This window comes from Acrocarpospora sp. B8E8 (assembly GCF_039871605.1).
Classification (GTDB): domain Bacteria; phylum Actinomycetota; class Actinomycetes; order Streptosporangiales; family Streptosporangiaceae; genus Acrocarpospora; species Acrocarpospora macrocephala.
The window spans coordinates 12,777-38,617 of record NZ_JBDPLV010000093.1 but is presented as its reverse complement, the minus strand read 5'-3'; the positions used below and the strand labels follow the sequence as shown (position 1 = coordinate 38,617).

Here is a 25,841-nt window from a genome sequence, read left to right as displayed (position 1 = left end):
CGATCTCGGAGTAGCCAGGACCGGCCCAGACGGCGGCGGGCTCGCCGAGCGAGCGAGCCAGGGTCAGCAGCTCAAGGGTGACCTTCTTGACGTCTCCGTCGACGTGCTCGACGAGCACCAGGATCTCACCCCTCCCTAGATGAACTTCTTCGACGTGAAGAAGTCGGCGGTCTTGATCCTGCCGTCGTACAGGCGGGAAGGGCTCGCTGACATGTGGCTTGGGAGGTAACGGTGAGGGCAGGGTCGAGTTCTCGCCATCCAGCGCCTGCTGCGCGGCCGCGGAGACCATTCGGCTGTCATCGTCAGTGAGACGCTCCAAGGCCTGACGAGCTGTCGCGGAGAGTCCGGTGTTGCTGCTGTGCAGGAAACGAACCAGGTCGGGAATGATTCCCGCGCGCACGCCGGGGATCGGATGTTCCAGGGCGAACAGCAGCTCGCTCGGCAGCGGGATCGCCTTGGCCACCACCGGGCGGGGATTGCGGGCGACGAACAGGTCGCCGTGGATGTTGAACGCTTTTCCCGGGGTCTGGTTCGGGGTCTCTTCTCGTACGCGGTCGTAGACGTAGTCGTACAGCTCGTCGACGGAGACGCGGCCGTCGCCGTCGAGGTCGGCGGCGCCGGTGCGGAGGCCCTGGACCAGGGCGTGGGTGAACACGGAGGGGCGTCCGGTGCCGGTGGTCGGGGAGCCAGGCTCGAAGGAGTACTCCATGGCCGTGGACGCGGTGATCACCGCTCGGCCGCGGCCTTCGAAGCGTTCGAAGTCCACCCGGTTGGTGGCGCGTGGGGTCATGCCCTGCGGGAACGCTCCGCTGAAGCAGCAGTCCAGGAGGAGGACGATCTTGCGGGAGCGGCTTCGGTCGATCTGTTCGTTGACGAACACCGAGGAGACCGCGGTGGAGGCCAGGCGGTTCAAGGAGGTGTTGGAGCTCGCGAAGTAGAGCCGCCCGGAGTCGTCCTTGACGCCGTGGCAGGAGAAGTAGAGCAGGAGCAGGTCGTCCAGTTTCCGGTCGGTGAAGAACGCCTCCACTTCCTCGGCTATGACGTACGCCGGTTGGTTGGCGACCGTGCGTACCTCAAAGCCGCCGATGTCGGGGTCGGACAGGACCTCGGCCAGTTCCCGGGCGTCGTGCGACGGCGCGCGGAGCGCGCCCAAGCCGGTGTCACGGTAGGTGTCAGCGGCGACGATCAAGGCATAGGAGCTCATGGTTCGATTTCTCGCTGCCTGGCGATCCACTCCTCGATCAACCGGCGCTGGTCCCGGCGGGACAGGCCGGTCGCGTCGATGACCTGCCCGTTCAGCTCAAGCTTGATGCTGCGCCCGCGCCCACGGGTGATCCACGCGGCCAGGACGTCCAGCAGTCCCGCCACTCCGGCGGACCCGGCGACGCTGACCCACACCTCTCCGATGATGTCCATCACCGGTCCTTTGGCTCCGGGAGGAGGGGGCACCGTGGGCATCGGAACGGTCTCGAAGTCCAGTTGGCGCAGTTCGTCACGGAGTCGCCTGGCAACGCTCGTGAGCTCCTCGGCGTCACTGTCTGCCCCAAGATCGAGGCGAATCCCAACCATCGTCTCCGTCATGGAACAAAGGTGGACTAAAAGTCCCAGGCACAGCAAGGCGTACGGCACGGGCAGCTTGGCGTTCGGGCGTACCGAATCGCCTTGCAAGGACAGATCCGGATTCACCAACACAATCCGCCCACGAAATAGAAGGGCTTGCTGTTCACCCGCCAAGACTTCGACTGTCCCTGTCAGAATTCACTCGACAGAGGCCCCTCCGGCGAACGTCCGACCCGGCCGGTGGGACTCGGCTGCGCCGGGTGCCGGGCTCAGGTGGGCCAGGCGTCGGCGAGGAGCTGGCGGGTGTCGCGGAGGAGTTGCGGGAGGACCTTGGTCTGGCCGATCACCGGCATGAAGTTGGTGTCGCCGCCCCAGCGCGGGACGATGTGCTGGTGCAGATGCGCGGCGATCCCCGCCCCGGCCACCTGTCCGAGGTTCATTCCCACGTTGAATCCTTGCGCGCCGCTGGCTTTGCGGAGTGTGCTTAAGGCACGTTTGGTGAAATCTGCTAGTTCGGCCACTTCGGCGTCGTCCAGGTCGGTGTAGTCCGCGACATGCCGGTACGGGCAAATCATCAAATGGCCGGAGTTATAGGGATAAAGGTTCATTAGTGCGTATACCACCGACCCGCGGGCGATGATCAAGCCGTCCGCGTCGTCGCGCTTCGGGATCTCGCAGAACGGGCAGCCGTCGTCGGCGCCGGTTCCGGATGGCTTGTTCTCGCCTTTGATGTACGCCATCCGGTGCGGGGTCCAGAGTCGTCCGAAAGCGTCAGGTGCGCCTGCCCCCTCCGGCAGCCCGGGGTCATCTGTCATGACGGCAGCATATGACCCCGGTGGCAGGGGCTCAGCGCGTGCCCCTGCTGCTCTGCCAGCCGGGCTGGAGAGCCTCTCCTAGCGGGGACGGAGAGCGCGGATCACCCACGGAAACCCGGATCGTCACATGCTTGCCTATCGGCGGACAAAGGTTCAGATCTTCCGGCAGAATTCCAGGCCTGACCCCGAGGAGATGATCAACATGACCGAAGTCGTGTCCTACGAGGAGACCGCCGGATCCGTCATCGACGAACCGGCCGAGGAAACGCCAGCCGCCGAGGAGACTCCCGCCGCCGTGGAAGCCGCGCACGTCGACGCGATCTCGGTGTCCGGGCTCAAGGGGAAGATCACCGTCGCGGACGAGGTGGTAGAGAAGGTCACCGCTCTGGCCGCCCTCCAGGTTCCCGGCGTGGCCGATCTGGGTGGCGACTTCGAGCGCGCCTTCGAGTCGGTCCGGGACCGCATCGGCTTCGGTTCCAAGCGCGCCAACCAGGGCGTCAAGGCCGAAATCCAGGACGGCCTGGTCGCCATCGACGTCACCATCGTGATCGTCTACGGTCATGTGGTCATGGAGGTGGCCGCCGAAGTCCAGTCGAACGTGGCGACGTCGGTTGCCCAGATGCTCGGCATGGAGGTCGTCGAGGTCAACGTCACCGTCGACGACGTCCGCCTGCCCGGCGAGGAAACCGAGCCCGAAACCGCCTGATCTCACAAGAAGGTACGGCTCCTGGCTGAGCGGGGGCCGTGCCTTTTGGCGTGGGAATTCCACCGCTCAAGGGTGGGCGAGTGGGGAACCCCACCACAATGGGTGAGCCGCCGAGCGAGCGGCAATCCCGCTCACTCGACATGCCCGCAACGCCGTACCCGAACGAACCCCTAAACGAGGCGGCGTTCTACCGTGTCGACGATTTCCGCGATCGCGTCCTCGATGGGGACGCCGTTCTTCTGTTCGCCGCTGCGATACCGGAAAGACACCGCCCCGGCGGCGATATCCTCATCCCCCGCCAGCAGCATGTAAGGCACCTTCGACTTCTGCGCGTTGCGGATCTTCTTCTGCATGCGGTCCGCGGACGTGTCCACCTCGACCCGGATGCCCTTCGCCTTCAACCGCTCCGCGACCTCCAGCAGATACGGCGCGTGCGCGTCCGCGATCGGAATCCCGATCACCTGCACCGGCGCGAGCCAAGCCGGGAAAGCCCCGGCGTAATGCTCGGTGAGCACCCCGAAGAACCGCTCGATCGACCCGAACAGCGCGCGGTGGATCATGACGGGCCGCTGCCGGGTGCCGTCGGCGGCGGAATACTCCAGGTCGAACCTCTCCGGCAGGTTGAAGTCGAGCTGGATGGTCGACATCTGCCAGGTCCGCCCAATCGCGTCCCGCGCCTGCACGGAGATCTTCGGCCCGTAGAAGGCCGCGCCACCGGGATCGAGCACAAGCTCCAGCTTCTCGGATTCGGCGACTTCGCGAAGGGTCTCCGTGGCCTCCGCCCAGTCCTCGTCCGTCCCGACGAACTTGACCGGATCCTTGGTCGAAAGCTCCAGGTAGAAGTCGTTGAGACCATAGTCACGCAGCAGGTCGAGCACGAAGCGCAGCAGCGACTTCAGCTCGTCGCGCATCTGATCGCGCGTGCAGTAGATGTGCGCGTCGTCCTGCGTAAGGCCACGCACCCGGGTCAGCCCGTGCACCACCCCGGACTTCTCATACCGATACACGGTCCCGAACTCGAACGTCCGCAGCGGCAGCTCCCGGTAGGACCGCCCGCGCGCCCGGAAGATCAGATTATGCATCGGGCAGTTCATCGGCTTGAGGTAGTACTTGGCGCCTTCGAGCTCCATGGGCGGGAACATCCCGTCCGCGTACCACTCCAGATGCCCGGAGGTCTTATACAGATTGTCCTTCGTAATATGCGGCGTGTTGACGAACGAGTACCCCGCCTCCTCGTGCTTGCGCCGCGAGTAGTCCTCCATCACGCGCCGGATCGTCCCCCCCTTCGGGTGGAAGACCGGCAGCCCGGACCCCAACTCGTCAGGGAAGGAGAACAGATCCAGCTCCGCCCCCAGCTTGCGGTGATCCCGCTTCTCCGCCTCAGCCAGGAACTCCAGGTACTCGTCCTGCTTCTCGCGCGACTCCCACGCCGTCCCGTAGATCCGCTGCAACTGCGGGTTCTTCTCGCTCCCCCGCCAGTACGCACCCCCCGACCGCATCAGCTTGAACGCCGGAATGACCCGGGTGGTCGGCAGATGCGGCCCCCGGCAGAGATCCTTCCAGCACAGCTCCCCGGTCTTGGCGTCCAGGTTGTCGTAGATGGTCAGCTCCCCGCCGCCCACCTCGACATTCGCGCCGTCCTCACCGGACGCGCCGCCCTTCAGCCCGATCAGCTCAAGCTTGTACGGCTCCGCCGCCAGCTCCTCCCGCGCCGCCGCGTCCGACACCGGCCGCCGCGCGAAACGCTGCCCCTGCTTGACGATCTCCCGCATGCGCTTCTCGACCCGCTTGAGATCCTCCGGCGTGAACGGCTCCCTGACGTCGAAGTCGTAGTAGAACCCGTTCTCCACCGGCGGCCCGATCCCCAGCTTGGCCTCGGGAAAGATCTCCTGCACGGCCTGCGCCATCACATGCGCGGTGGAGTGGCGCAGGATCGCCCGCCCGTCGGCGCTGTCGATGGTGACCGGCTCGACCTCGTCCCCGTCCGCGACGACGGCCGCGAGGTCCTTCAGCTCGCCCCCGGCCCGCGCGGCGATCACCGTTCGCCCGTCGGCTTCGAGCAGTTCGCCATACGTCGTCCCCGCCGCCACCGCACGCTCGGCTCCGGCGAGGGTGAGGTGTATTTCGAGGGCGGCAGACACGATGGCTCCTTCACGAGGTGAGCACGACAAGAACATGCCGACTCTACCGGGCTCGGCGGACCTATTTCGCTCGCTTGTCCGGCGCGCCCAGGGCCAGCAGCTCGGCCAGCGTGCCGGCGAAGATGTCGAGGTCGATCGGGCTGCCCGCGTACTGATGGATCGTCCAGGAGGTCCACGGCGACGGCACCACCGGACGCCCCATCGGGTGCCCGGGCGCGGTGATCCAGAGCGGGTACGTCTCCAGGCCCTCGCAGTGGCCCGCCAAGGCGAAGTGGGCGTGCGTCCAGACGAGCGGGCGCAGGCCGCAGCGCCGGGCCACCTCGGCGCACCATCTGCGGCCGAACGCGGCGACCTTCTCGGCGGGGAGCGCGTCGTCGCGTTTGAACTCGACGGCGGCCAGGTCGCCGGGCGCGAGCCGTACCGTGTCCAGGAAGTGCCTGGCCTGGGCGAGCGGGTCGCCGTGCGGGTGGGCGACGTGGTAGGCGCCGCGGACCAGGCCGCTGCGGCCCATCGCGGCCCAGTTCTCGGCGAAGCGCGAGTCCACGACGCCGTCGCCGTCGGTCGCCCGCGCGAACGCGAACCCCATGTCGGTCTCGGCGTGCGCGGACCAGTCGACGGCGCCTTGCCAGTCCGAGACATCGATGCCCTGGATCACCGGTATGAGGGTAATGACCGCGCTAACGCGCCGCGAGCAGTTCGGTGAAGAGCTGCTCCCACCGCGGCATCACCACCTCGGGCGAGTACATCCTGGCCGTCTCCAGGGCCGCCGCGCCGAGGCGTTCCCGCAGTTCGGCGTCGTCGGCCAGGCGGGCGATGGCGCGGGCCAGGCCGTCCACGTCCTCGGGCGGCACGAGCAGGCCGTTGACACCGTCCACGATCACGTCGCCCGGCCCGGTCGGGCAGTCGAATCCGGCCACGGCGAGGCCGTGCGCCATGGCTTCGAGCATGACCATGGGCAGGCCCTCGAACCGGGAGCTGAGCGCGAAGATGGAGGCGTCGGCCAGTTCCTGGTCGAGCCGGGTGGTCCGGCCGCGCAGCCGTACCTGGCCGGGGATCTTGACCATGCGCCGGAGTTCCTGGAGTTTCTGGCCCTCGCCGTAGATGTCCAGGCGCCAGTCGGGGTGTGCGGGGGCGATCTGCTCGAAGGCGGGGATCAGCAGGTCGAAGCCCTTCTGCACGCGCAGCCGCCCGGCCGCGATCACCGTGGGGGCGGTGAGCTTTGAGCGCCTGCGGCCGGCTCCGGAGACCGCGTTGGGGATGTGCGCGGTCCGCACGCCGGGCGCGAGCCGATGGTAGTCGCCCTGGTCGGTGCGGGTGAGCACGGCCACCACGCGCAGCCGGGGATACCAGCGGGCGATGGACTTGCGGACGGCTTCGTGGTGGGTGCGCAGGTTCATGTGCTCCTGGCCCACGGTGACCAGTCCGCGCGGCGCGTGCCGCGCCGCCATCAGGTTGAGGGCGGGCCTGGTGGTGACCAGCACGCCGCCGTCAAGCCCGGCGATGTACGCGGTGACCGCGCGTTCCACGTGCGGGGTGAAGTAGCGGGCGGCGAACTCCCCGAACGGGACGGCCTTGCCGCGCAGCCGCCGCATCACCCGATCGCGGAAGGTGACCTCGGTGCGTCCGGCGCGCTCGTCCACCAGGGCGCTGAGCGACACCCGGGGGTCGATCCTGAACTGGGGCTCGTCGCGGCGGCGGACGACGCTGACCAGCTCGACGTCGTGCCCGAGCGCGGCCATGGCGTTGGCCTGCCCGATCACCGTCCTGATCGTCCCGCCCATCCCGTACGCGTGCAAGAGGAGGTAACGGATCTTCACGGGGTCACGTACCCCCAGCGCTCGCACATCGGGCGGAGCAGGTCGGGGATCTCGTCGGCGCCGGGCAGCTCCCGCCCCGGCTGGACCTCGCCGGAGCGGATCTTGTCCTTCCAGTCGCCGAGGCCCTTGGTGAGCACGCTCTGCTCGCCGTAGCGCAACATCCCCGGCTCGTACGGAATGGCGAGATACTCGCAGATCTTCCGGACCTCGGCCTCGGGGCCGGCGGTGAGATCCTCGTATCGCACGGTGAGACCGGTCAGCCCCTTGCGGGCCCGCTGCACCGCCTTCATGTAGCGCAGCGCGTCGCTCGCGGCCTCCTCCGGCGTACGTTTGGCCGGGTCGGCCTCGTGCCAGGAGCGGGCGATCGAGACCGGATGCCGGAGCAGGAAGACGAACCGGGCGTCCGGCCAGCAGGTCGAGATACGCTCCCAGGCGAACGCGTTCGCGGGCGTCTTGTCGACGATGTGGCTCTTGCCGCTTCTGAGCAGTTCGCGGTGGAGGACCCGGTCCCACAGGAGGTGTTCGAGGTCGGCCTGGTTGTGGCCGAGCGCGTGCATGGCGCGTTCCGCGAGGGTGGTGCCGAAGTCCACCTTGAGGCGGCGGACGTGCAGCTCGTGCGGCGCGTGCAGCAGCGAGTGCGCGTTGAGCAGCGCGCGGAGCAGCGTGGACCCGGACCGGACCGGCGACATCACGAACACGGGCGCGCGAAGCAGCCGGTCGGTCCTGGGGTCGGCGGGCGGGCGGACCTCGACCTCGGCGGGCTCGGGAGCCGTGCCGGGTTCGGCTCCGCCGCCGACCTTGGCGATATGGAACCCGGTGAACTCCCCGAGCGCGGAGTTCACCTTCTGTTTCCAGTTCATGCAGGGGGACCCTAGGTGGCTTTCCTGAGAATTCTCTGGGTCCATGCCCCCAAACAGGTCCCGTTATCCTGTGATCATGGCGCGTAGTTCGGCGATGGCGGCGGTTTCGGCCTCGTAGATGGCGGCCAGGCGCTCGCTCAGCTCGGCGAACCTGTCCAGATCCACCACCGCCTTGTCGGCCGCGGCCCGCAGTTCCCACAGCTCACGCGCGGCCTCCGCCGAGGTGGCTCCGTCGGCGACGAGGGATTCGCGGATCTCCGCGGTCAGCTCGCGCATCCTGCCGTACTCGGACTCGGGCAGGGCAGCCTCGGCGAACCCGTGCCAGAGGCCGTGAATGCGCCGGAACTCCTCCGCCAGGCCGCCCAGGGGAAGCCCCAGGATCGGGGCGGCCTCGTCCAGGCCATCGGCGAACAGGTCGCGCAGGTTGCCGCCGTCCATGCCGACCGGCTCGATCGCCTCCCAGGCCGAGAGCATCGCCCCCGCCAGCCCGCGCCCGTCGGCGAAGACCTTCGGCCAGCCCTTGGCCGCCTTCTCGTCCAGGATGGTCCGGCTCCACTTCCGCCAGGCGGGCAGCGAGAACGAGTCGGACGCGGCGCTCAGATGCCCGGCGCAGTCCGCCAGCCCGGCCCGGACGGCCTCGGCCACGGCGGGCTCCCCGGGACGGGGGACGACCAGGCTGTTCTTGTACGAGACGACTCTGGCCCTGGCCGCGTCCAGCCGTTCCCTGGGCACCCGCAACGGGACGAGGTTGCGATCGTCGAGGAACACCCCGGTCTCGTCCCGCCGGTAGGCGATCACCGGGTGGCCGCCGCGCCCGTCCAGGTGGGCGGGCAGTTGCCAGTAGCCGAGGTGGTATCGGTCGGGCAGGATCACACACGCCCGCCCCGCGTCGAGTTCGGCCGTCAGCCGCTGTGACGCGCCCTTCGCCCCGCCGGTGCTGTGCGCGTCGAACGGCACGTTCAGCCGGGTGAGCGTCTTCTCCATCCAGCGCTGCGGGTACTGCCACTGGTTGCGGAAGCCGAGCACGAGCGTGCGGCTGTCGTCGTGCTTCCACTCCCAGAGGATGTATCCCGCGCCGAGCCCGCCACCGGCCACGAACACCAGCGGCTCGGTGATCTCGGCGCCCGCGTTGCGGAGGATATTGGTGATCACGGCGCTGTCCGGATGCCGTCCCCCGTTCAACCGCCAGCCGCCGTCGACGGCCGGGCTCTCTCCCGGGCCTACCAGGTGCCGCCTGGCGGTGGTGTAGCTCTCGCCGGTTTTCGCCATCCGGGCCCGGATGCGGGCCTTGAGCTGCTTCTTGTCGGTCATCGCATGACTCCGCTCGCGGCACGCGCCGAACCCGGCCCACGCCCGCTATCCGGCTTGCCGCAAGGTCATGATTTCCGAGACCGCGTCTCCCGAGGCGCGTCGAGTCCCCTTTGCCTCCGCGTTCGGCGAGCCGCGTGGGTGCCCGCTGAGGAGGTTCGGCGTGAGAGTTCGCCGGACCTCAGTGTAGGGGCACCCAAACCCCCGTGCCTACTGTCCCAGTAGGTCAATGGCAATCAGATAGGCCAACCCACCTATCATGATCAGGATCATCAAGATCCCAATGAGCCGAACCACGAACGCCCCCTAACTTGACCGGATATATACCTGTATACCCGACAAAACAGACAAAACGGGCATTGGACTGTAAAGTTCTGTGGTCAGGCTTTGGGGATCTGTACGGAAATCTCCCCGCCCAGGTGGAATCCCGTGGCCAGGTCGAGGTCGTCGCCGCTCCAGAATCTGCCCGGGTCGTACCAGTTCGGCTTGCGCCGGTCGGTCAGCAGCCCCATCTCCTCGTACGTCACCGCGACCACCTCCGCGCAGTACGCGCTCTCCAGCGCCATCTCGCGCGAACGCCGGGACGGCAGCCGCCCCCGGATCCACCGCCCCGCCAGCCGCGCCGTCGACGGGAACGGCGTCCCGTCCAGCCGGGCCACCGTCCGCAGCACGGCGTCCTCCATCTCCCGCGTCGCCGGCGGTTCGAGCTGGCGCAACCAGCCGCGCTGGCCGTACCTGTTGGCCCAGACGAGCACCGCCTCGCGCAGGTCGTGCAGCTGCACGCCGCGCTGCCGGGTCCCCGACCACACATCCGGCAGCGACCGCCCCAGCTCCGCGTGCCACATCAGCGGCGGCAGATCCTCGATCACCACCGACATGCCGACGTGGTTGACCGGGCTGTTGGTCGTCATCTGAATGGCCCGGTCAGGCACGGAACGCCCCCGGAACACCCACACGTCCCCGGTCCTCGTCAGATTAAGCGCTTCGTCAAGACTGATCCCGCTCACACCGCTACCCTAGGCACATGCGCTGGTGGAAGATACTCGGCTTGGCCGCCTTCGCGGGCGTCGCGGCGACCGGAGTCGTCATCGCCCGGGGCGAGCGCCGCCGTCGTGCGTACACCCCCGACGAGATCCGCGCCAAACTCCGCGAACGCCACAGCGAGTCATCGCCGCAGTAAACCCCCTTCGTCCAATGAAGCCGGGACCGAATTTGACCAGACATAGGGCATTCGTCCTGGTTTGGCGGGGAGTGGCTACTAGGGAGGAAAAACCGGTTCATACCGGATGAGCACTCCTCCTCACCGCCGAATCACGGGGGATTGATCATGCAAGCACTGGTGTACAACGGCGCGCGTGATGTGGTCGTGACAGAGGTGCCCGACGCTCGCATAGAACGGCCGACGGACGTCCTGGTACGGATCACCACGACCAACATCTGCGGCTCCGACCTGCACATGTACGAAGGCCGCACGACCATGGAACCGGGCCGGGTGCTCGGCCACGAGAACCTCGGCGAGGTGGTCGAGATCGGCTCCGCCGTGGACCGGATCACGATGGGCGACATGGTCTGCCTGCCGTTCAACGTCGCCTGCGGCCACTGCAAGAACTGCGAGACGGGGCTCACCGGCTTCTGCCTCACCCTCAACCCCGGAACCGCCGGGGCCGCGTACGGCTTCGCCGGCATGGGCCCCTTCAACGGCGGCCAGGCCGAACTCCTGCGCGTGCCGTACGGCGACTTCAACTGCCTGCGGCTGCCGGCCGACGCGACGGAGAAGGAGAACGACTACGTGATGTTGTCGGACATCTTCCCGACCGGCTGGCACTGCACGGAACTGGCCGGCCTGCGGCCCGGCGAATCGGCCGTGGTGTACGGCGCGGGCCCGATCGGCCTGATGGCCGCCTACTCGGCGCTGATCAAGGGCGCCAGCAAGGTCATGGTCGTCGACCGCCACCGCGACCGGCTGCGCCTGGCGGAGCAGATCGGCGCCATCGCGATCGACGACTCCACGGGCTCGCCGGTGGAGCAGATCCTCAACCTGACCGCCGGTGAGGGCGCCGACCGGGGCTGCGAGTGCGTCGGCTACCAGGCGCACGACCCCCAGGGCCACGAGCGCTCCAACATGACCATGAACAACCTGGTGAGGTCGGTCCGCCCGACCGGCGGCATCGGCGTGGTGGGCGCCTTCCTGCCCCAGGACCCGGGCGCGCCGGACGACAGCACCAGAAGGGGCGAGATCCCCTTCGACATGGGCCTGTTCTGGTTCAAGGGCCAGCAGATCGGCACCGGCCAGGCGAACGTCAAGGCGTACAACCGGCGGCTGCGCAACCTCATCCACACCGGCCGGGCCACGCCGTCGTTCGTCATCTCGCACGAGCTGCCGCTGGAGCAGGCGCCGGAGGGCTACCGCCACTTCGACGCCCGCGACGAGGGCTGGACCAAGGTCGTCCTGCACCCCGACGGCCGGCACCGCTAACGTTCGCGCCCGCGCGGGCGCAGGGTGGTGCCGGGCAGGGCCGGGGCGCGCAGTCTCGGGCCGTCGAATCCCGTGACCTCGCCGAAGCCCTGGCCCGCCTCCCAGTTCTCGCGGAACTCGACGATGTCCTCGTGGCTGCGGCCGACGAAGTTCCACCACATCACGATCTCCTCCTCGAACGGCTCGCCGCCGAGGAGCAGCAGGCGGGAGGGCTCGAGCGCCCGGATGGAAAGCTCCTCCCGGCCCGCGCCCAGGTAGAGCAGGGGTCCGGGTTCCAGGGTGCCGCCTTCGATTTCGGCGGCTCCGGACAGGGTGATCACGGCGTGTTCGAAGTCGGCCCGCAGCGGGAGGCTCAGGGACGAGGTCACGAAGATCTCCGCGCCCACCAGCGGGGTGTACGTCGTCGCGGGCGACGTCATGCCCGCCAGGTGACCCATGATCACCGTTAGCTCGGCCCCGTCCGGCCAGGTCAGGATGGGCAGCGCCGGGTGATGCTCGAAATGGGGGGCGATGTCCCGGTCGGTCCCCGGAAGCGCCACCCACAGCTGCGCCCCGTGGATCCGGCCGTACGCGGATTCCTCCGAGTGCGAGATCCCGCGCCCCGAGGTCATCAGGTTCAGCTGGCCCGGCTTGATCAGCTGTTCGCTGCCCACCGAGTCGCGGTGCAGGACCTCGCCCTCGACCAGCCAGCTCACCGTCTGCAGCCCGGTGTGCGGATGCGGCGGCACCCGCATGTCCGCCTCCTCCGGCCCGTACGCGTCCAGGAAACACCAGGCCCCCACCATGCGCCGCCCCCGAGTCGGCAGCGTCCGGCTGACCCGCAGCCCCCGCGGCCCGCCGAGCACCACGTCCCGGCCGGTCAACAACTCGAACGTCGGCCCTGGCGCCCCGTGCGCGCCGCAGACGGCCTCCCGGGGCTCTGGCTCAAGGTTGCTCATCCTCCGACTTTACGGGGGCGGCCAGGGTGGCTACTTCCTCCTCGATGCGCGCGGCGACCTCCCCGAAGGCGGCGAGCTCGTGACCGAGTTGCTCCAGCTCGGCGCCGCCGGCCATGAGCTGGGTGAGCTCGGCCACGGTGATGTCGTCCTTGCCGTACTCGCCGAGGCTGCGGCCGCGTTTGAGGAGCAGGAAACGATCGCCGACCGGGTAGGCGTGGTGCGGGTTGTGGGTGATGAAGATGACGCCGAGGCCGCGCTGCCGGGCCTGCATGATGTAGCGCAGCACCACCCCGGCCTGCTTGACCCCCAGCGCCGAGGTGGGCTCGTCCAGGATCAGGACCCGCGCGCCGAAGTGCACGGCCCGCGCGATGGCGACCGACTGGCGCTCGCCGCCCGACAGCGTGCCGACCGGCTGCTCGGGGTCGCGGATGTCGATGCCCATGTCGAGGAGCTCGCGCCGGGTGGTCTCCTTGGCGCGGGCGATGTCGAGGCGCCGCAGCGGCCCCCAGCCTTTGGTCGGCTCCGAGCCGAGGAAGAAGTTCCGCCAGACCGGCATCAGCGGGACCATCGCCAGGTCCTGGTAGACGGTCGCGATCCCCCGGTCCAGCGCCTCGCGCGGGCTGTCCAGGCGGACCGCCGACCCGTCGATCAGGTACTCGCCGCTGTCATGCCGATGCGCACCCGAAAGAATCTTGATAAATGTGGATTTGCCCGCGCCGTTGTCGCCCAGCACGCACGTCACCGTACCCCCGCTGACCTGGGTGGAGACGTCCGCGAGGGCGACGACTGACCCGAACTGCTTGCCGATGCCGCGAACCTCCAGCAAAGGACTCATTTCCCGGCCTCCTCCGCGTACCGGCGGACGAACTGGTTGGTGAGCACGGCCAGCAGCAACATCGCCCCCAGGAAGAACTTGAACCAGTCGGCGTCCCATCCGACGTACACGATGCCCTGGGAGACCATGCCGAAGATGAGCGCCCCGAGGGTGGCGCCGGCGGCGGAGCCGTACCCGCCGGTGAGCAGGCAGCCGCCGATGACGGCGGCGACGATGTAGATGAGCTCCTGGCCGATGCCGGAGTTGGCCTGGATGGAGGTGAGCCGCAGGATCGTCATCGTGCCGACCAGCCAGGCGGCCGCGGCGGTGGTCACGAACAGGGTGATCTTCGTGCGGACCACGGGCACGCCCACGTTGCGGGCCGCCCGGACGTCGCCGCCGACGCTGAACACCCAGTTGCCGAAGGCGGTCCGGCGCAGCACGTACACGGCCAGGGCGGTCAGCCCGATCCACCACAGGATCGAGACGCGGAAGGCGCCGCCGAACAGCGACACGGTGGACGCGAACACCATCGAGGCGCTGTGGTAGCCGGGCACGTCGGCGAGGCCGCGGATCAGGACCGTGCCGGTGATCAGCTTGGTGACCCCCAGGTTGAGGCCCTGCAGCATGAGGAAGCTGCCCAGCGTGATGATGAAGCTGGGCAGGCCGGTCCGCATCATCAGATAGCCGTTGAGGAAGCCGACCGCCACCGCGAACACCAGCGACACGGCGATCGCGAGCCAGACGTTCCACCCGAGCCGCGTCGCCACCAGGCCGGTGACGATCGCGGTCGAACCGGTCATGACCCCCGTCGACAGGTCGAACTCGCCGCCGATCATCAGCAGGGCCACGGCGACGGCCATGATCCCCAGGGTGGAGGCCGGGTCCAGCCAGTTGGCGATCCCCGCCGGGCCCCGGAACACCTCCGACAGCGTGGCGAAGAAGGCGAACACGACCAGCGCGCCGACCAGCGCCCCGATCTCCGGCCGGGCCAGCACCCGCCGGACCCGATGCCGCTCCGGCGCGGCGCCGCGCCGCACCGGAGCCTCCTGATCGACCGTCACCGGGTGCCCTTGCCGGTGAGCTCGGCCACCTGGGCCGCGTTCTCCTTGGTCACGAACCCGGGCCCGGTCAGCACGGGGTGCCCGCCCCCGGCCACGTTGAGGTTGGTCTGGTAGAGGTTGAGCAGCACGATCGGCAGGTATCCCTGCAGGTACTGCTGCTGGTCGATGGCGAACAGGATCTCCCCGGCCTGCACCGACTTGATCACGTCGGCGTTGAGGTCGAAGGTGGCGACCTTGGCGGCCGAGCCCGCGCCCTTGACCGCGCCCACGGCGGCGGCGCCGACGGCCGGGTTCAGCGCCAGCACGCCGCCGACCGAGGTGTCGGCCTGCAGCTTGGACTGGATGGTGGACTGCGCCTCCTGCAGGTTGTTGATGTCCACCTGGAGGTTCTCCACCGAGCCGCCGAGCGTCTCCCCCGCGCCCTTGCACCGCTGCTCAAGACCGACATTTCCCGCTTCGTGCACGACGCAGACGAGCTTGCCGACCCCCGCCTCCTTGAGCTTGGCGCCCGCGCCCTGCCCGGCCACCAGCTCGTCCTGCCCGACATGGGTGATCGCCCCGAACTCGACGGACTTGTCCTGCCCGGAGTTGATGGTGATCACCGGAATCCCGGCCTGCACGGCCCCCTCGATGGAGGCGCGCAGCGCGTCCGGGTTGGCCATCGAGACCACGATGCCGTTGACCTTCTTGTTGACGGCGGCGTCGATCAGCTGGGACTGGCGCTGCGGGTCGCCGTCGCCCTCGTAGGTGACGGTCACGCCGAGGTCGGTCCCGGCGGTCTCGGCCCCGTTCTTGACCACGTCCCAGAACGCGTCGCCGACCCCGCCGTGGGTGACGACGGCGTAGGTGGCGGCACCGGCGGCGGCTGGTGCCGCAGCGGGCGCGGTGGGGGCGGTGGTCGCGGACCCGGACGGGCTCGCGGGGCTCGTGCAGGCGGCGACGGCCAGCACGCAGGCGAGCACCAACGGCTTCGGACGGAACATGGGGGTCTCCCTTCACCGGCTCAAATCCCCGATGTGATAGATGTTCTTGCCTTCCCGGAAGCCAGACATGTCAGGACTTTGTAATGACATACATTCGTTACGGAACACGAAACAGCCCCTGACGCCAGCGCGTCAGGGGCTGTTTCCGGAGCGGAGCGGGTCAGCTCACGGCGGCTCCGTTGACCGACAGGATGCGGTCCGACGGCGGGACCGCCGGGAAGGACCCGGTGTCCACGATGCCGTGCTCGAGGTAGGCGGCCTCGATCAGGGCGTGCGCGTTGGCCTCCAGCTTCCACAGCGACCGGTACTCGCGGGCGGTGTCCACCGGGATGCCGGTCTCGCGCGCGATGTCGGCCGCCCGGGGCACCCACTTCTTCTCGATCTGCGCGTCCCAGTACGCCCGGGCCGTGCGGATCATGGTCGCCCGCTGCATGGTGTCCACCGGCGTCTCCTGCCGGGACTCGCGGCGCTCGTCCTCGTCGTCGGGCGCCATCAGGGCGAGCATCGGCGGCGTGGCCGGCTCCTCCGGCTCCCACGGCACCGGCGGGTGCAGGTCGATGAGGGCGGTGGTGTTGTAGAGGGCGCCGATCTGGGACAGCAGCGCCTCCTGGCGGGCCTGGTCGATGGCGAGCCCGGTGTGCTCCACCGCCTGGTCCATGGCCCGGTCCAGCTTGGTCAGGGCCGCCCGCATGCGGCGGTCGGAGGCGCCGGCGGCGCGCAGCGCCCGGGCCCGCTTGGCGGCCAGCGCCACCCGGGTCAGGCGGCGGTGCGCGTCCACCTCGGAGGCGGTCCGGTCGCTGGCCTCGGCCAGGCCGAGGCGGACCATGGCCCGCTCGGGGGTGAGCCGCCAGTGGATGCGCTGGCGGCCGCTGATGCGGTGCCGCTCGATGGCCATGCCGCGCTCCCAGAGCCAGGCGGCGACCAGCGGCGCGGCCAGCCGGAACAGGGCCTCGGGCAGGCTGCGCGCGTCCATGCTGGACAGCACGGCCGAAAGCCCGGTCAGCGCCCACACGGCGATGCCGTCGATGCCGGCCGAGTAGTTCTCGCGCATGTTGCGGCGGGCCCGCACGGCGCTGGTGATGACCGCGACCTCGATGAAGGCGAACAGCAGCAGGCGCAGCGGCCCGTCGAAGCCCAGCACGTCGCCGGAGAAGCGCCACATGCCCTGAGCGGACACGCCGGTGGCGATGCTGGCGGCGACGACGGTGAGGATGTCCTCGGCCGGGCGGACGGCCACGTAGTTACGGACGAACCGGGCGCAGGCCCGGTAGAGGGCGCGCAGCGCGAACAGGGCGATGAATATGGCGACCAGTGCGAATACGCCGAGGATGGCCGCTCCGACGGGATTGGCAGACACGAAGGCGGTGAGTTGATCTAAAGGTGGCATCAGTCCGTCATTCCTCGATGTCCGACGGGATATCGACGCGATCATTCCAGAATGTCGACGAATCCGCGCGCGAAACTCCTGGGACCCTTGGGAAATCAGGGGTTCCAGGCCATCCGGCCGGACAATCCGGGGCTCCATCTATGCGGGGCTAACCGTACGGATCCGGTTTCCCCTGGGCCGAATCGATGCTAGATCTCGTCTTGTGCTGCCGCCGCCCCCCGAAGGAGCACCACATTGGACGCCAGCGTTCCGAATGACCCAGGCGACCCCGCCGACCTGGTCAAAGGAGCGGCGTGCGGGGACTCGTCCTCGTGGAACGTTCTCGTGACGCGGTTCAGCGGGCTGATCTGGGCGGTCACCGGGGGTTTCGGCCTGGCCCACGACGACCGCTCCGACGTCTGCCAGACCACCTGGCTGAAGCTGGCCGAGCAGCTCGACCGGATCGAGCATCCGGAGCGGATCGGCGGCTGGCTGGCCACCACCGCCAGGCGGGAGGCGATCCGGCTGGCCAGGGCCCGGCAGCGGGTCACCCCCACGGCCGACGCGTTCGTCTTCGACCTGCGCCCCGACGAGCGCTCCCCCGAACGCGCGCTCCTGGAGGCCGAGCAGGTGATCCTGGACCAGGCCAGGATGCGGCGGCTGCTGCGCGCCTTCGAGCAGCTGTCGGTGCGCTGCCGCCGCCTGCTGCGGGTGCAGCTGGCCAGCCCGCCGCCCAGCTACGCCGAGGTGGCCGCCGGTCTGGACATGCCGATCGGCAGCATCGGCCCGACCCGGGCCAGGTGCCTGAAGACGCTGCGCGCCAAACTGGGGCCGGACGGTTATGAAGAGCAAGCCTGAATGCCATGTATCAGGGACCTGCTCCTTCGCTCCTACAGAGTGTGACGATCCTCGCTGACCTGAGGGAAACCCTTGTCGGGCGCGCCGCCGAGCGGGCCGCGCTGGCGGCCCAGCTCGACCTCGCCCGCTCGGGCAGCCCGCGCCTGGTCCTCGTCGAGGGCCCGTGCGGGATGGGCAAGACCGCGCTGGTGCGGTGCGCGCTCGCCGCCGCCCCCGATTTCCGCGTGCTCCCGGCCAGCGGCGAGGAGATGGAGACCGCCCTGCCGTACGGGGTGGTCGCGCAGCTGCTCGCGCTGGCCGGGCGTCCGGGGCCGGTCCCGGACGGCGGGCCGGTCCAGGTCGGCGGGGTGCTGCTCGAGCTCCTCGGCGAGCTGCAGGAGCACGGCCCGGTGGCGATCGTGGTCGACGACGCGCACTGGGCCGACGCGGCCTCGCTGCACGCGCTCACCTTCGCGCTGCGCCGCCTGCTCGCCGACCGGGTGCTGGTGGTCGTGGTCACCCGCGACCAGTCCGACGCCCGCCTGCCGGAGGGCCTGCGCCGCCTGCTCGCCGACGCCGTACGGCTCACGCTGACCGGCCTCAGCGTGGCCGAGCTGGGCGACCTGGCCGGGCGCGCCGGGCTGACGCTGGGCGCCACCGCCCTGGCCCGGCTGCGCTCGCACACCGGCGGCAACCCGTTCTACGCCGGGGCGCTGCTCCGGCAGGCTCCGGCCGAGGTGCTGGCCGATCCGCTGGGGTGGCTGCCCGCCCCCCGGCCGTACGCGGGAGACGTGGCCGACCGGCTGGCCCGGCTGGGCGGCGAGACCCGCGCCCTGGTGGAGGCGGCCAGCGTGCTCGGCGAGTCGTGCCCGCTCTGGCAGGCCGAGCGGCTGGCCGGGATCGCGGACGGGATCACGCTGCTGGACGAGGCCGTCGACCTGGACCTGCTGGCGCACCGGTTCGCCGCCGGGGAGCTGGTGGTGGCGTTCCCGCACCCGCTCACCCGGGCGGCCGTCTACCAGGGCCTGCGCCCGCGGGACCGGACCCGGCTGCACCGGGACGCGGCCAAGCTGGTGGCCGACGGGGCGACCCGGCTGCGGCACCGCATGCGGGCGGTGCTGCGGGCCGACGACGGCCTGGCGGCCGAGATGGCGGAGATGGCGCGGGAGCAGGCGGCGGGCGGGCTGTGGGAGAGCGCCGCCGACCACCTGGCCTGCGCGGCGCAGCTGTCCACCTCGCGCCGGGAGCGGGCGCTGTGCCACGCGGAGGCGGTGCACGCGCTGCTCCAGTCGGGCCAGGTGGAGCGGGCGTCGGAGATCGCGGCGGGGCCGATCGCGCTGCCCGCCGCGCGGGCGTTCGTGTCGGGGGCGCTGGAGCAGGTCACCGGGGACAGCGGGCGGGCGCTGACGCTGCTGGAGGCGGCGTGGCGGCACTGCGTGCCCGCCGAGGAGCCCATCCTGGCCCGGCGGATCGCGAGTTCGCTGTCGCTGCTGCACCTGGTGCACGACCGGGCCGAGTCGGCGCTGACCTGGTCGCGGCGGGCGCTGGCCTTCTCGGCCCCGGGCGCCGACCTGCTGCGGTACTTCCACGCGGTCAGCGCGTTCCTGGCCGGGCAGGGCGACGATCTGGGCGAGCTGCCGGATCCGGCGATCGCGACCGGTGAGGAGCGGGACACGCTGATCGCCCGGGGCGCGATCAGGACCTGGCGCGGCGACCTGGCGGGCGCGCACGCCGATCTGGCCGGGGTGGCGGCCGGGGCAGGGCCGGCCGACGTGCCGGCGCGGCTGCTGGTCACCGCGCTGCTGGCCCAGGTGGAGGTGCGGCTCGGGCGGTGGGACGACGCGCTCGCGCACGGCACGCTGGTGGTGTCGCTGGAGGAGGACTGCGGGCAGTATTGGCTGACGCCGTATGTGAACGCGCTGCTGGTGTGGCCGCTGGCGGCGCGCGGCGAGTTCGAGCAGGCCGAGGCGCGGTTGCGGGACATCAGGACGCCGAGCGTGGCGGCGGGCGGGTATCTGGCGACGGCGGCGGCGTTCCTGGCCGCCGCGCGGGGGGATCCGGAGGGGGTGATCTCCGTGCTGTGGCCGCTGACCAGGATCAGGCACGCGTCGGGGATCTCCGAGCCCGGGGTGCTGCCGTGGCCGGATCTGCTGGTGGAGGCGCTGGTGGCGGTGGGGCGGCTGGCGGAGGCTCAGGCCGTACACGATCGGTACGCGGAGCCGGCGGCGGCGCGGCGGCGCGGGCCGGCGATGGCCGCGCTGGCGCGGGCGCGGGCGGCGCTGCACGCGGCGCGCGGGGAGGGCGCCGAGGCGGCCGCCGCGTTCGCGGCGGCGGCGCGGGCGGCGACGCCGTTCGAGCGGGCCAGGACCGAGTTCGGGCACGGCGCGTTCCTGCGGCGGGCGGGGCGGCGCAACGAGGCCGCCGCCCACCTGACCGTCGCGCACACCCTCTTCGAGCAATTGCGGGCGCTCCCGTTCCTGGAGCGGTGCGCGCAGGAGCTGACGGCCTGCGGCCGGTCGCCGGTGGTGACGTCCGGGGACCGGCACGAAGGCCTCACCGCTCAGGAGAACGTGGTGGCCAGGCTCGCGGTGGCGGGCCTGGGCAACAAGCAGATCGCCAGAGAGATGATGCTGAGCGTGAAGACCGTCGAGTACCACATGACCAACATCCTGGCCAAACTCGGCATCCCTTCCCGCGCCGCGCTGGCGGCCCGACTGAAGCTCACCTGATGCGGAACTCGCCGCCGATCCGGTCGAGGTCGGCCGGGTGGTCGGCGATGAGGATCTCGGCGCCGACCTTGACGCCCGCGGGGACGGCCGAGTCGAGGAAGCCGTTCACGCCCTTGACCAGGAAGTCGTCGAGTTCGCCGCCGACCAGCCTGACGATGGCCGCCCCGCCGCGCGCGGTGATGAGCTCGATCGGGCGGCCGTCGAGTTCGACCAGGACGGCCCCCTCGTGGTCGCTCATGGTGAGCACGGTCAAGTACGTGACGTCCCGTTCAGGATGGGTACGGAGGAAGGCGTCCGCGTGGCCGTCCACCACCCTGACGCGCGGCTCCGGAAGATCGCAGGAGGCGCCGGTGAGGGCTTCGGCGAGGATGCGGCAGGGGCGGAGGAACTCGTCCAGGACGGGGGCCGGGCCGTCGACCTCCACCTGGTTGCCCGCTTCGATGTGGGCGGCCAGCAGGCGCTGCACCTGGCGGTGCATGAAAACGCCGCCGGGCACGGTGAGGCGCGGATGCGCGGACAGATCGGTGGCGCTTTCGAGCTCCACGACCTGGTAGTCGCGGCCGGCCGCGCGCATCCGGTCGTGGAAGGCACGCAGCGAGCGGCCCAGCTGGGGGCCGTCCCCCGGCCCTGACCAGGCGGCGATGCCCGCGTAGGGCAGGTAGAGGCCGTAGCTCGCGCTGGTCTCCGGCACGCATTCCAGGAACTCGGCGCCGTGCTGGGCGAGGAAGTCGGCCAGGGAGCGCACCGCGTGGGCCTTCGGGGTGACCGTGCCGTCCTCGGCGATGGGGGCCGAATCCGGATACGGGGAGTCGTGCACCGAGTCCAGGCCCTCCAGCCAGCCGGAGGTGCCGACGCCCGTGTACACGTTGAACCCGGTCGCGCCCGCCGCCATCGCCAGCAGGGACTGGTGGAAGCTGGTCGTGGCGTCGGCGTAGGCCGGGTCGTACAGCTCGGAGAAGCCCCAGTTCTCCTCCAGGTTGGGGCCCGGGGCGCGCTTGGCGGCCAGCACGTATCTGGCCTGGGAGTCGGGGTTGGCGGAGACGACGCCCATCCAGTTGGTGAAGCCGTAGTGGATGCCGTCCCAGAGTTCGGGGCGGACCCGGGCCAGCCAGTCGTCGAAGGAGTGGTGGTGCTCGGCGGGCGGGTTCAGGTTGACCACCACCGGCACCCGGCAGTTCACCGCGGCCGCCCAGCGGTGGTAGACCTCGGCCAGGTACTCGGCGTGGAACCGCCCCCAGTCGGCGTAGCCCTGCTGCTCCTCCGAACGCGCGGGCGCGCGCCACTCGCGGGGCGGCTGGATCTCCTGCCAGTCCGCTATCGCGGTGCCGTGGACGCGGTTGTACTCCTGCGGGGTGCCGTACCAGGCCTGCAGGCGGGACCGGAAGAAGCCGAGGCCCGAGGCGCTGTAGTCGTAGGCGGACAGCGGCAGCGCGCCGCTGGTGAAGATGCCCTCGTTGGCGATCTGCATGAGGATGACCGGGCCCTCCGGCCAGGTCGCCGCCTCCAGCACCTCCTTGCCGGTGGCGGCCAGCCACTGCGTCACCAGCGGGTCGAACACCGGCCCGAGCGGCGCGGGCAGCGGCTCCCCCAGCCAGGCGGACATCTCGCCACGCGCGTCCAGCAGCGGCTCGATGGCCGGGTTGGTGCGCGGGCAGACCCAGTCGGGCAGGCCGCCGTAGTTGGTCTCGGCGTGGATGAACGGGCCGGGCTTGGCGATGACCCGCAGCCCGAGCTCATGGCACAGGGAGAGGAATCCGACCACGTCCCGGCTGGGATGGGTCTGCCCGGAGAAGTCCGGCGGGCCGTCGGGGGTGGGCTGGTGGTGGCGCCAGGGCAGGTAGCAGCTGATCACATGGATGCCGAGATCGTCCCGGATCGCGCGCAGCCGGTCGGCCCACACCGCCGGGTCGTCCCGGTAGTAGGGATAGTCGGCGGTGACGAGCGCCTCGGGCTCGCCTTCGATGACGGTCACCCCGTCGCGGACCTCGATGGTCACGCTCACTCCGTTTCGTCGTGGATCAACGCATTCTCAAGATTGCCCTAATACATAGTATATATCTTGAAAAAAGTCACCATTAGATCTCCTCATACCAGGTGAAGACGCCAGATGACTTATTTCAAAGCCTGAGCTAACGTGGGCCCAGACATGGGGGAGGAAGATCATGGCAAGGCCCGAGCGCAGGACGGTACGCGACCTCCGGAAGGGGAACCGGGCGGTGCTCCTGCGCGCGCTCTACTTCGTGGGGCCCACCAGCCGCCACGAGCTCACCGCGCTGACCGGACTGAGCGCCGCGACGGTCAGCAACGTGACCGGAGACCTGCTCTCCGACAACGTCATCGTGGAGGCCGGCCTGGTCGACTCCGACGGCGGCCGGCCCCGGGTGCTGCTGCGGGTCAACCCGGTGTACGGCTACGCGATCGGCGTCGACGTCGGCGAGACGCACGTCCGGGTGGAGCTGTTCGACCTCGACATGAACGAGAAGGCCAAGGCGGAGTTCGCGCTGCGGCCCGGCGGGCACGAGGTCGAGCTGGTGGTCCGGCACATCCTGGCGGGGATCGAGGCCGTGCTGGCCGACAGCGGGGTCGCCCCCGAGCAGGTCCTCGGCATCGGCATCGGCGTGCCCGGCATCGTCGAGAGCGGGCCCGACGCGCTGATCCACGCCCAGACCTTCGGGTGGGACTCGGTGCCGCTCGGCGCGCTGCTGCGCGAGGGGACCTCCCTTCCGCTGTACGTCGACAACGGCGCGAAGACGATGGGGCAGGCGGAGCTCTGGTTCGGCGCCGGGCGAGGGTCCCGGAACGCGGTCATCGCGTTGATCGGGTCCGGTGTGGGAGCGAGCATCATCACCGACGGGGTCACCTATCGAGGGGCCAACAGCAGCGCCGGTGAGTGGGGGCACACGAAGATCGCGCTCGGCGGGCGGACGTGCCGGTGCGGGGGGCGGGGCTGCCTGGAGGCGTACATCGGGGCGGAGGCGATTTTGGAGCGTGCCGGGCTGCCCCTGGACACGGCCACCGAGCAGGCTCAGCTGGCCGAGCTCGTGCGCTCGGGGTCGCCGGTGATCGACGAGACGGTGGAATACCTGGGCGCGGGCCTGGCCAACCTGATCAACCTCTTCAACCCCGAGCGCATCGTCGTCGGCGGCTGGGCGGGCCTCACCCTCGGCCACCACCTGCTGACCAAAATCAAGAAGGCCGCCGCCGAGAACTGCCTCACCCAGCCCTTCTCCACGGCCTCCATCGTCCTGGGCCGCCTCGGCCCCGACGCGGTCGCCCTCGGCGCGGCCACGCTCGTGATCGAGGAATTCCTCCTCAACAACACCGCCTCTCCCGCCCGCGCGGCGGCCGCCCTCTAGCGGAACGCGACAGATACGGCTGTTTTCGGACGCCTGCACGATACGGCCCTTTCAGCGGTGCGGTGGTCACCCACCCGATCGGAATCACCTGGTACGGTCAGTGGCCCACCCCGCCGCGACCTCAAGGAGCCACGTTGACGATCGACAATCTTGACCTCGCCGACAGCGCCCGCGCTCTGGCCGACAACGAGCCCGCCGGCACCCTCGAACACGCCGCCGCGGCCTCGGTGGCCATCACCTGCGCCACCACCCGGGACGCCGACCAGGCCAGAACCGCGCTCGCCGGCATCTCCCCCGAAGACGTCCGCCAGGCGGCCCTGGCCCTGTTCGACCGGCTCTCCGCCCAGGCGCGCTGACCCGCGCTCGGACGGCGGCAGGCGAGGGAAACCCGGTTGGGGCGGACACCGCCCACAACCGGGCTTATCGGGTCGCTTGTCTAATTCGCCGTGACCCGCCGGGGTTTCCGGTCAGCCGCGCCGCCACTTCTGGTTGGCGCCGCCCGAACAGTCCCACTGCTGGAGCGGCGTGCCGGTGCCACCCCAGCCGGTGACGTCCACGCACTTGTTCGACTGCGGGTTGACCAGGTCGCCCGCTCCGGTGAGCACGAACTGCTGGGCCGGGTTGCCGCTGCAGGTGGCCAGCTGGATCGCGGCGCCGTTGGCGGTGGAACCCCAGGCCACGTCCATGCAGAGCCCGAAGGCGCGTATCGTGCCGTCACCCGGGAAGGTCCAGTTCTGGGCGTTGGTGCCGTTGCAGTCCCACAGTTGCAGCCGCTGCCCGTCCACGCCGTTGGAGTTCGGCACGTCGATGCACTTGTTCTGCCATCCGATCAGGCGGCTCGTCCCGCCGCCCCCTGAGGTGGTCAGGGTCAGCCCGTACGCGCCGAGGATCTCGTTGACCGGCTGGTAGAACGTGGTGCCGCCGGACGAGCAGTTGCCGGAGCCGCCGGACGTGACGCCCTGGGCCTGGTTGCCCGAGATCCACGCGCCGCCCGAGTCGCCCGGTTCCGCGCAGGCGGTGGTCTGGGTGAGGCCGTGCACGAGCCGGCCCGAGTAGCTCACGGTGACGTTCTTCGCCTGGATGACCCCGCAGCGCCAGCCGGTGGTCCGCCCGGACCGGCAGATCGACGCGCCGACGACGGCCTCCTGAGAACCGGCGACGTTGACGTTGCCGCCGCTGTAGTTGTTCACCCACGGGCGTGGGGTCCAGTTGCCGTTGGTCCGTACCCAGGCGTAGTCGTTGCCGGGGAAGGAGGATCCGGCGAAGGTGCCCTGGCTGACGTTGTTGTAGCCGAGCGTGGGGCTGCCGGCGCCGCCGCAGTGTCCCGCGGTGACGAAGCCGCCGTTGTTGACCGAGAAGCCGATGGAGCAGAGGGTGTTGCCGTTGATGACGTACTGGTCGCCGCCGCGGATGTCGTACAGGGGCTGCGGGGCTTGGCCGATCGTCACCCGCGCAGTGGCCGCGTCCAGGCCGGCGGCCTTGACGAACCGCTCCCCCGATTCACGGTCGGCCGCTGTCACCACGATGGTGTTGGTGGCCACGTCGACATGCCAGGTGTGCACGCCCTTGCCCGCCGCCTTGAAGGACCCGTCAAGCGTGGCCTTGGCGTCGGCGAGTTGCTTCTCGCTCCGCGCGACCTGGACGGGGGCTCCGCCCGCCGCGCGGACGAGCTGGGCGTCCTGGTCGTTGAGCACGCCGACCTTGAGGCGTCCTTCGGCGACCCCGAACCAGGCGCCGCCGAACCGGTCGCCCAGGCGGGAACGGAGCTGCCGCTCCACGACGGAGGCTCCGGCTTCGTGCGCTTGCCGTACTCGGGCCTGGGGTTCCGACAGGCCGAGATCTCTCTGCAGCGCGTCCTGCCCAGGACTGGGGCTTGGTCCCGACTCGGCGACCGCGCTCGCCGCGGGCACGGCGAACGCGAAAGCCAGCACGACCGCGCTGGTCAACACGGTTATTCTCACGACTGGTCCTCTTGAGGGTAGGGGGACGGACGAGGTGTGAGAGCGCTCTCAGTAAAGAAACTTTTCATTTACGACTGTCGAAGTCAATACAGTCAGCCAAGCGTGTGGGC

General features: G+C 70.1%; 22 protein-coding genes and 2 pseudogenes. 7 read left to right on the top strand and 17 right to left on the bottom strand.

Annotated features, from left to right (window positions below; all coding sequences use genetic code 11):
- The 4 genes and pseudogenes from ABGB08_RS48380 to ABGB08_RS48365 all read right to left on the bottom strand — a co-directional run.
- Positions 1-124 (bottom strand): annotated as a pseudogene (locus tag ABGB08_RS48380) (electron transfer flavoprotein subunit alpha/FixB family protein); the annotation flags it as partial.
- Between the two features lie 453 nt (positions 125-577).
- A pseudogene (locus tag ABGB08_RS48375) lies at positions 578-1,204 on the bottom strand (caspase family protein); the annotation flags it as partial.
- On the bottom strand, positions 1,201-1,569 hold the full coding sequence (locus tag ABGB08_RS48370) for a hypothetical protein (RefSeq protein ID WP_347605291.1): 369 nt from the start codon (positions 1,567-1,569) through the stop codon (positions 1,201-1,203). The gene ABGB08_RS48370 and the pseudogene ABGB08_RS48375, both read right to left, overlap by 4 nt.
- Before the next feature lie 260 nt (positions 1,570-1,829).
- Positions 1,830-2,375 (bottom strand): HIT domain-containing protein, encoded by a 546-nt coding sequence (locus tag ABGB08_RS48365; RefSeq protein WP_347605288.1) that lies wholly within the window; start codon positions 2,373-2,375, stop codon positions 1,830-1,832.
- A 202-nt stretch (positions 2,376-2,577) separates the two neighbouring features.
- Between ABGB08_RS48365 and ABGB08_RS48360 the strand changes: the two genes are divergently transcribed.
- Positions 2,578-3,081: an Asp23/Gls24 family envelope stress response protein gene (locus ABGB08_RS48360; RefSeq protein ID WP_347605285.1), complete on the top strand. Its 504-nt coding sequence runs from the start codon at positions 2,578-2,580 to the stop codon at positions 3,079-3,081.
- Positions 3,082-3,251: 170 nt separating this feature from the next.
- Here ABGB08_RS48360 and thrS read toward each other — a convergent pair whose 3' ends face one another.
- The 6 genes from thrS to ABGB08_RS48330 form a co-directional block, all read right to left on the bottom strand.
- Positions 3,252-5,222 carry a threonine--tRNA ligase gene (gene thrS / locus ABGB08_RS48355; RefSeq protein WP_347605282.1) on the bottom strand — a complete coding sequence of 657 codons (1,971 nt, stop codon included), beginning with the start codon at positions 5,220-5,222 and terminating at the stop codon, positions 3,252-3,254.
- 61 nt (positions 5,223-5,283) lie between these two features.
- A complete protein-coding gene (locus tag ABGB08_RS48350) occupies positions 5,284-5,877 on the bottom strand; it encodes a GH25 family lysozyme (protein ID WP_347605279.1) in 594 nt (197 codons plus the stop codon).
- A 22-nt stretch (positions 5,878-5,899) separates the two neighbouring features.
- The gene (locus ABGB08_RS48345) at positions 5,900-7,039 is read right to left on the bottom strand and encodes a glycosyltransferase family 4 protein (protein WP_347605276.1); all 1,140 of its coding nucleotides are present in this window, start codon (positions 7,037-7,039) and stop codon (positions 5,900-5,902) included.
- Positions 7,036-7,899 (bottom strand): sulfotransferase, encoded by an 864-nt coding sequence (locus ABGB08_RS48340; protein WP_347605273.1) that lies wholly within the window; start codon positions 7,897-7,899, stop codon positions 7,036-7,038. The genes ABGB08_RS48345 and ABGB08_RS48340 overlap by 4 nt, the downstream gene beginning before the upstream one ends.
- Positions 7,900-7,962: 63 nt before the next feature.
- Complete coding sequence (locus ABGB08_RS48335) at positions 7,963-9,210, bottom strand: BtrH N-terminal domain-containing protein (RefSeq protein ID WP_347605270.1); 1,248 nt, start codon at positions 9,208-9,210, stop codon at positions 7,963-7,965.
- 377 nt (positions 9,211-9,587) lie between these two features.
- Positions 9,588-10,205 (bottom strand): hypothetical protein, encoded by a 618-nt coding sequence (locus ABGB08_RS48330; RefSeq protein ID WP_218041796.1) that lies wholly within the window; start codon positions 10,203-10,205, stop codon positions 9,588-9,590.
- A 26-nt stretch (positions 10,206-10,231) separates the two neighbouring features.
- Between ABGB08_RS48330 and ABGB08_RS48325 the strand changes: the two genes are divergently transcribed.
- Positions 10,232-10,387, top strand: a complete 156-nt coding sequence (locus ABGB08_RS48325) for a hypothetical protein (protein ID WP_347605294.1) — start codon at positions 10,232-10,234, stop codon at positions 10,385-10,387.
- A gap of 147 nt (positions 10,388-10,534) precedes the next feature.
- Positions 10,535-11,683, top strand: coding sequence for a glutathione-independent formaldehyde dehydrogenase (locus ABGB08_RS48320; RefSeq protein ID WP_347605267.1), 1,149 nt, complete (start codon positions 10,535-10,537; stop codon positions 11,681-11,683).
- Here the strand turns inward: ABGB08_RS48320 and ABGB08_RS48315 are convergent.
- The 5 genes from ABGB08_RS48315 to ABGB08_RS48295 all read right to left on the bottom strand — a co-directional run bounded on the left by ABGB08_RS48315 (position 11,680) and on the right by ABGB08_RS48295 (position 16,839).
- Positions 11,680-12,621 carry a pirin family protein gene (locus ABGB08_RS48315; protein ID WP_347605264.1) on the bottom strand — a complete coding sequence of 314 codons (942 nt, stop codon included), beginning with the start codon at positions 12,619-12,621 and terminating at the stop codon, positions 11,680-11,682. The two genes, ABGB08_RS48320 and ABGB08_RS48315, sit on opposite strands and share 4 nt — an antisense overlap.
- Positions 12,608-13,456 carry an ATP-binding cassette domain-containing protein gene (locus ABGB08_RS48310; protein ID WP_347605261.1) on the bottom strand — a complete coding sequence of 283 codons (849 nt, stop codon included), beginning with the start codon at positions 13,454-13,456 and terminating at the stop codon, positions 12,608-12,610. Before ABGB08_RS48310 ends, ABGB08_RS48315 begins: the two co-directional genes overlap by 14 nt.
- The gene (locus ABGB08_RS48305) at positions 13,453-14,499 is read right to left on the bottom strand and encodes an ABC transporter permease (protein WP_347605258.1); all 1,047 of its coding nucleotides are present in this window, start codon (positions 14,497-14,499) and stop codon (positions 13,453-13,455) included. Before ABGB08_RS48305 ends, ABGB08_RS48310 begins: the two co-directional genes overlap by 4 nt.
- The gene (locus tag ABGB08_RS48300; RefSeq protein ID WP_347605255.1) at positions 14,496-15,482 is read right to left on the bottom strand and encodes a sugar ABC transporter substrate-binding protein; all 987 of its coding nucleotides are present in this window, start codon (positions 15,480-15,482) and stop codon (positions 14,496-14,498) included. Before ABGB08_RS48300 ends, ABGB08_RS48305 begins: the two co-directional genes overlap by 4 nt.
- Before the next feature lie 160 nt (positions 15,483-15,642).
- Positions 15,643-16,839 (bottom strand): hypothetical protein, encoded by a 1,197-nt coding sequence (locus ABGB08_RS48295; protein WP_347605252.1) that lies wholly within the window; start codon positions 16,837-16,839, stop codon positions 15,643-15,645.
- 264 nt (positions 16,840-17,103) lie between these two features.
- Between ABGB08_RS48295 and ABGB08_RS48290 the strand changes: the two genes are divergently transcribed.
- Positions 17,104-17,706 carry a sigma-70 family RNA polymerase sigma factor gene (locus ABGB08_RS48290; protein ID WP_347605249.1) on the top strand — a complete coding sequence of 201 codons (603 nt, stop codon included), beginning with the start codon at positions 17,104-17,106 and terminating at the stop codon, positions 17,704-17,706.
- A gap of 41 nt (positions 17,707-17,747) precedes the next feature.
- Entirely contained in the window at positions 17,748-20,414 is a 2,667-nt protein-coding gene (locus ABGB08_RS48285; RefSeq protein WP_347605246.1) for an AAA family ATPase, read from the top strand.
- Here ABGB08_RS48285 and ABGB08_RS48280 read toward each other — a convergent pair.
- Positions 20,407-22,410: a beta-galactosidase gene (locus ABGB08_RS48280; RefSeq protein WP_347605243.1), complete on the bottom strand. Its 2,004-nt coding sequence runs from the start codon at positions 22,408-22,410 to the stop codon at positions 20,407-20,409. The genes ABGB08_RS48285 and ABGB08_RS48280 overlap by 8 nt on opposite strands.
- Positions 22,411-22,576: 166 nt before the next feature.
- Between ABGB08_RS48280 and ABGB08_RS48275 the strand changes: the two genes are divergently transcribed.
- Together ABGB08_RS48275 and ABGB08_RS48270 are read left to right on the top strand one after the other, a co-directional pair.
- Positions 22,577-23,770: an ROK family protein gene (locus ABGB08_RS48275; RefSeq protein WP_155361773.1), complete on the top strand. Its 1,194-nt coding sequence runs from the start codon at positions 22,577-22,579 to the stop codon at positions 23,768-23,770.
- A 134-nt stretch (positions 23,771-23,904) separates the two neighbouring features.
- Positions 23,905-24,126 carry a hypothetical protein gene (locus ABGB08_RS48270; protein WP_347605240.1) on the top strand — a complete coding sequence of 74 codons (222 nt, stop codon included), beginning with the start codon at positions 23,905-23,907 and terminating at the stop codon, positions 24,124-24,126.
- A 111-nt stretch (positions 24,127-24,237) separates the two neighbouring features.
- Here ABGB08_RS48270 and ABGB08_RS48265 read toward each other — a convergent pair whose 3' ends face one another.
- Positions 24,238-25,731, bottom strand: a complete 1,494-nt coding sequence (locus ABGB08_RS48265; protein ID WP_347605237.1) for a ricin-type beta-trefoil lectin domain protein — start codon at positions 25,729-25,731, stop codon at positions 24,238-24,240.
- Positions 25,732-25,841: the final 110 nt, after the last annotated feature.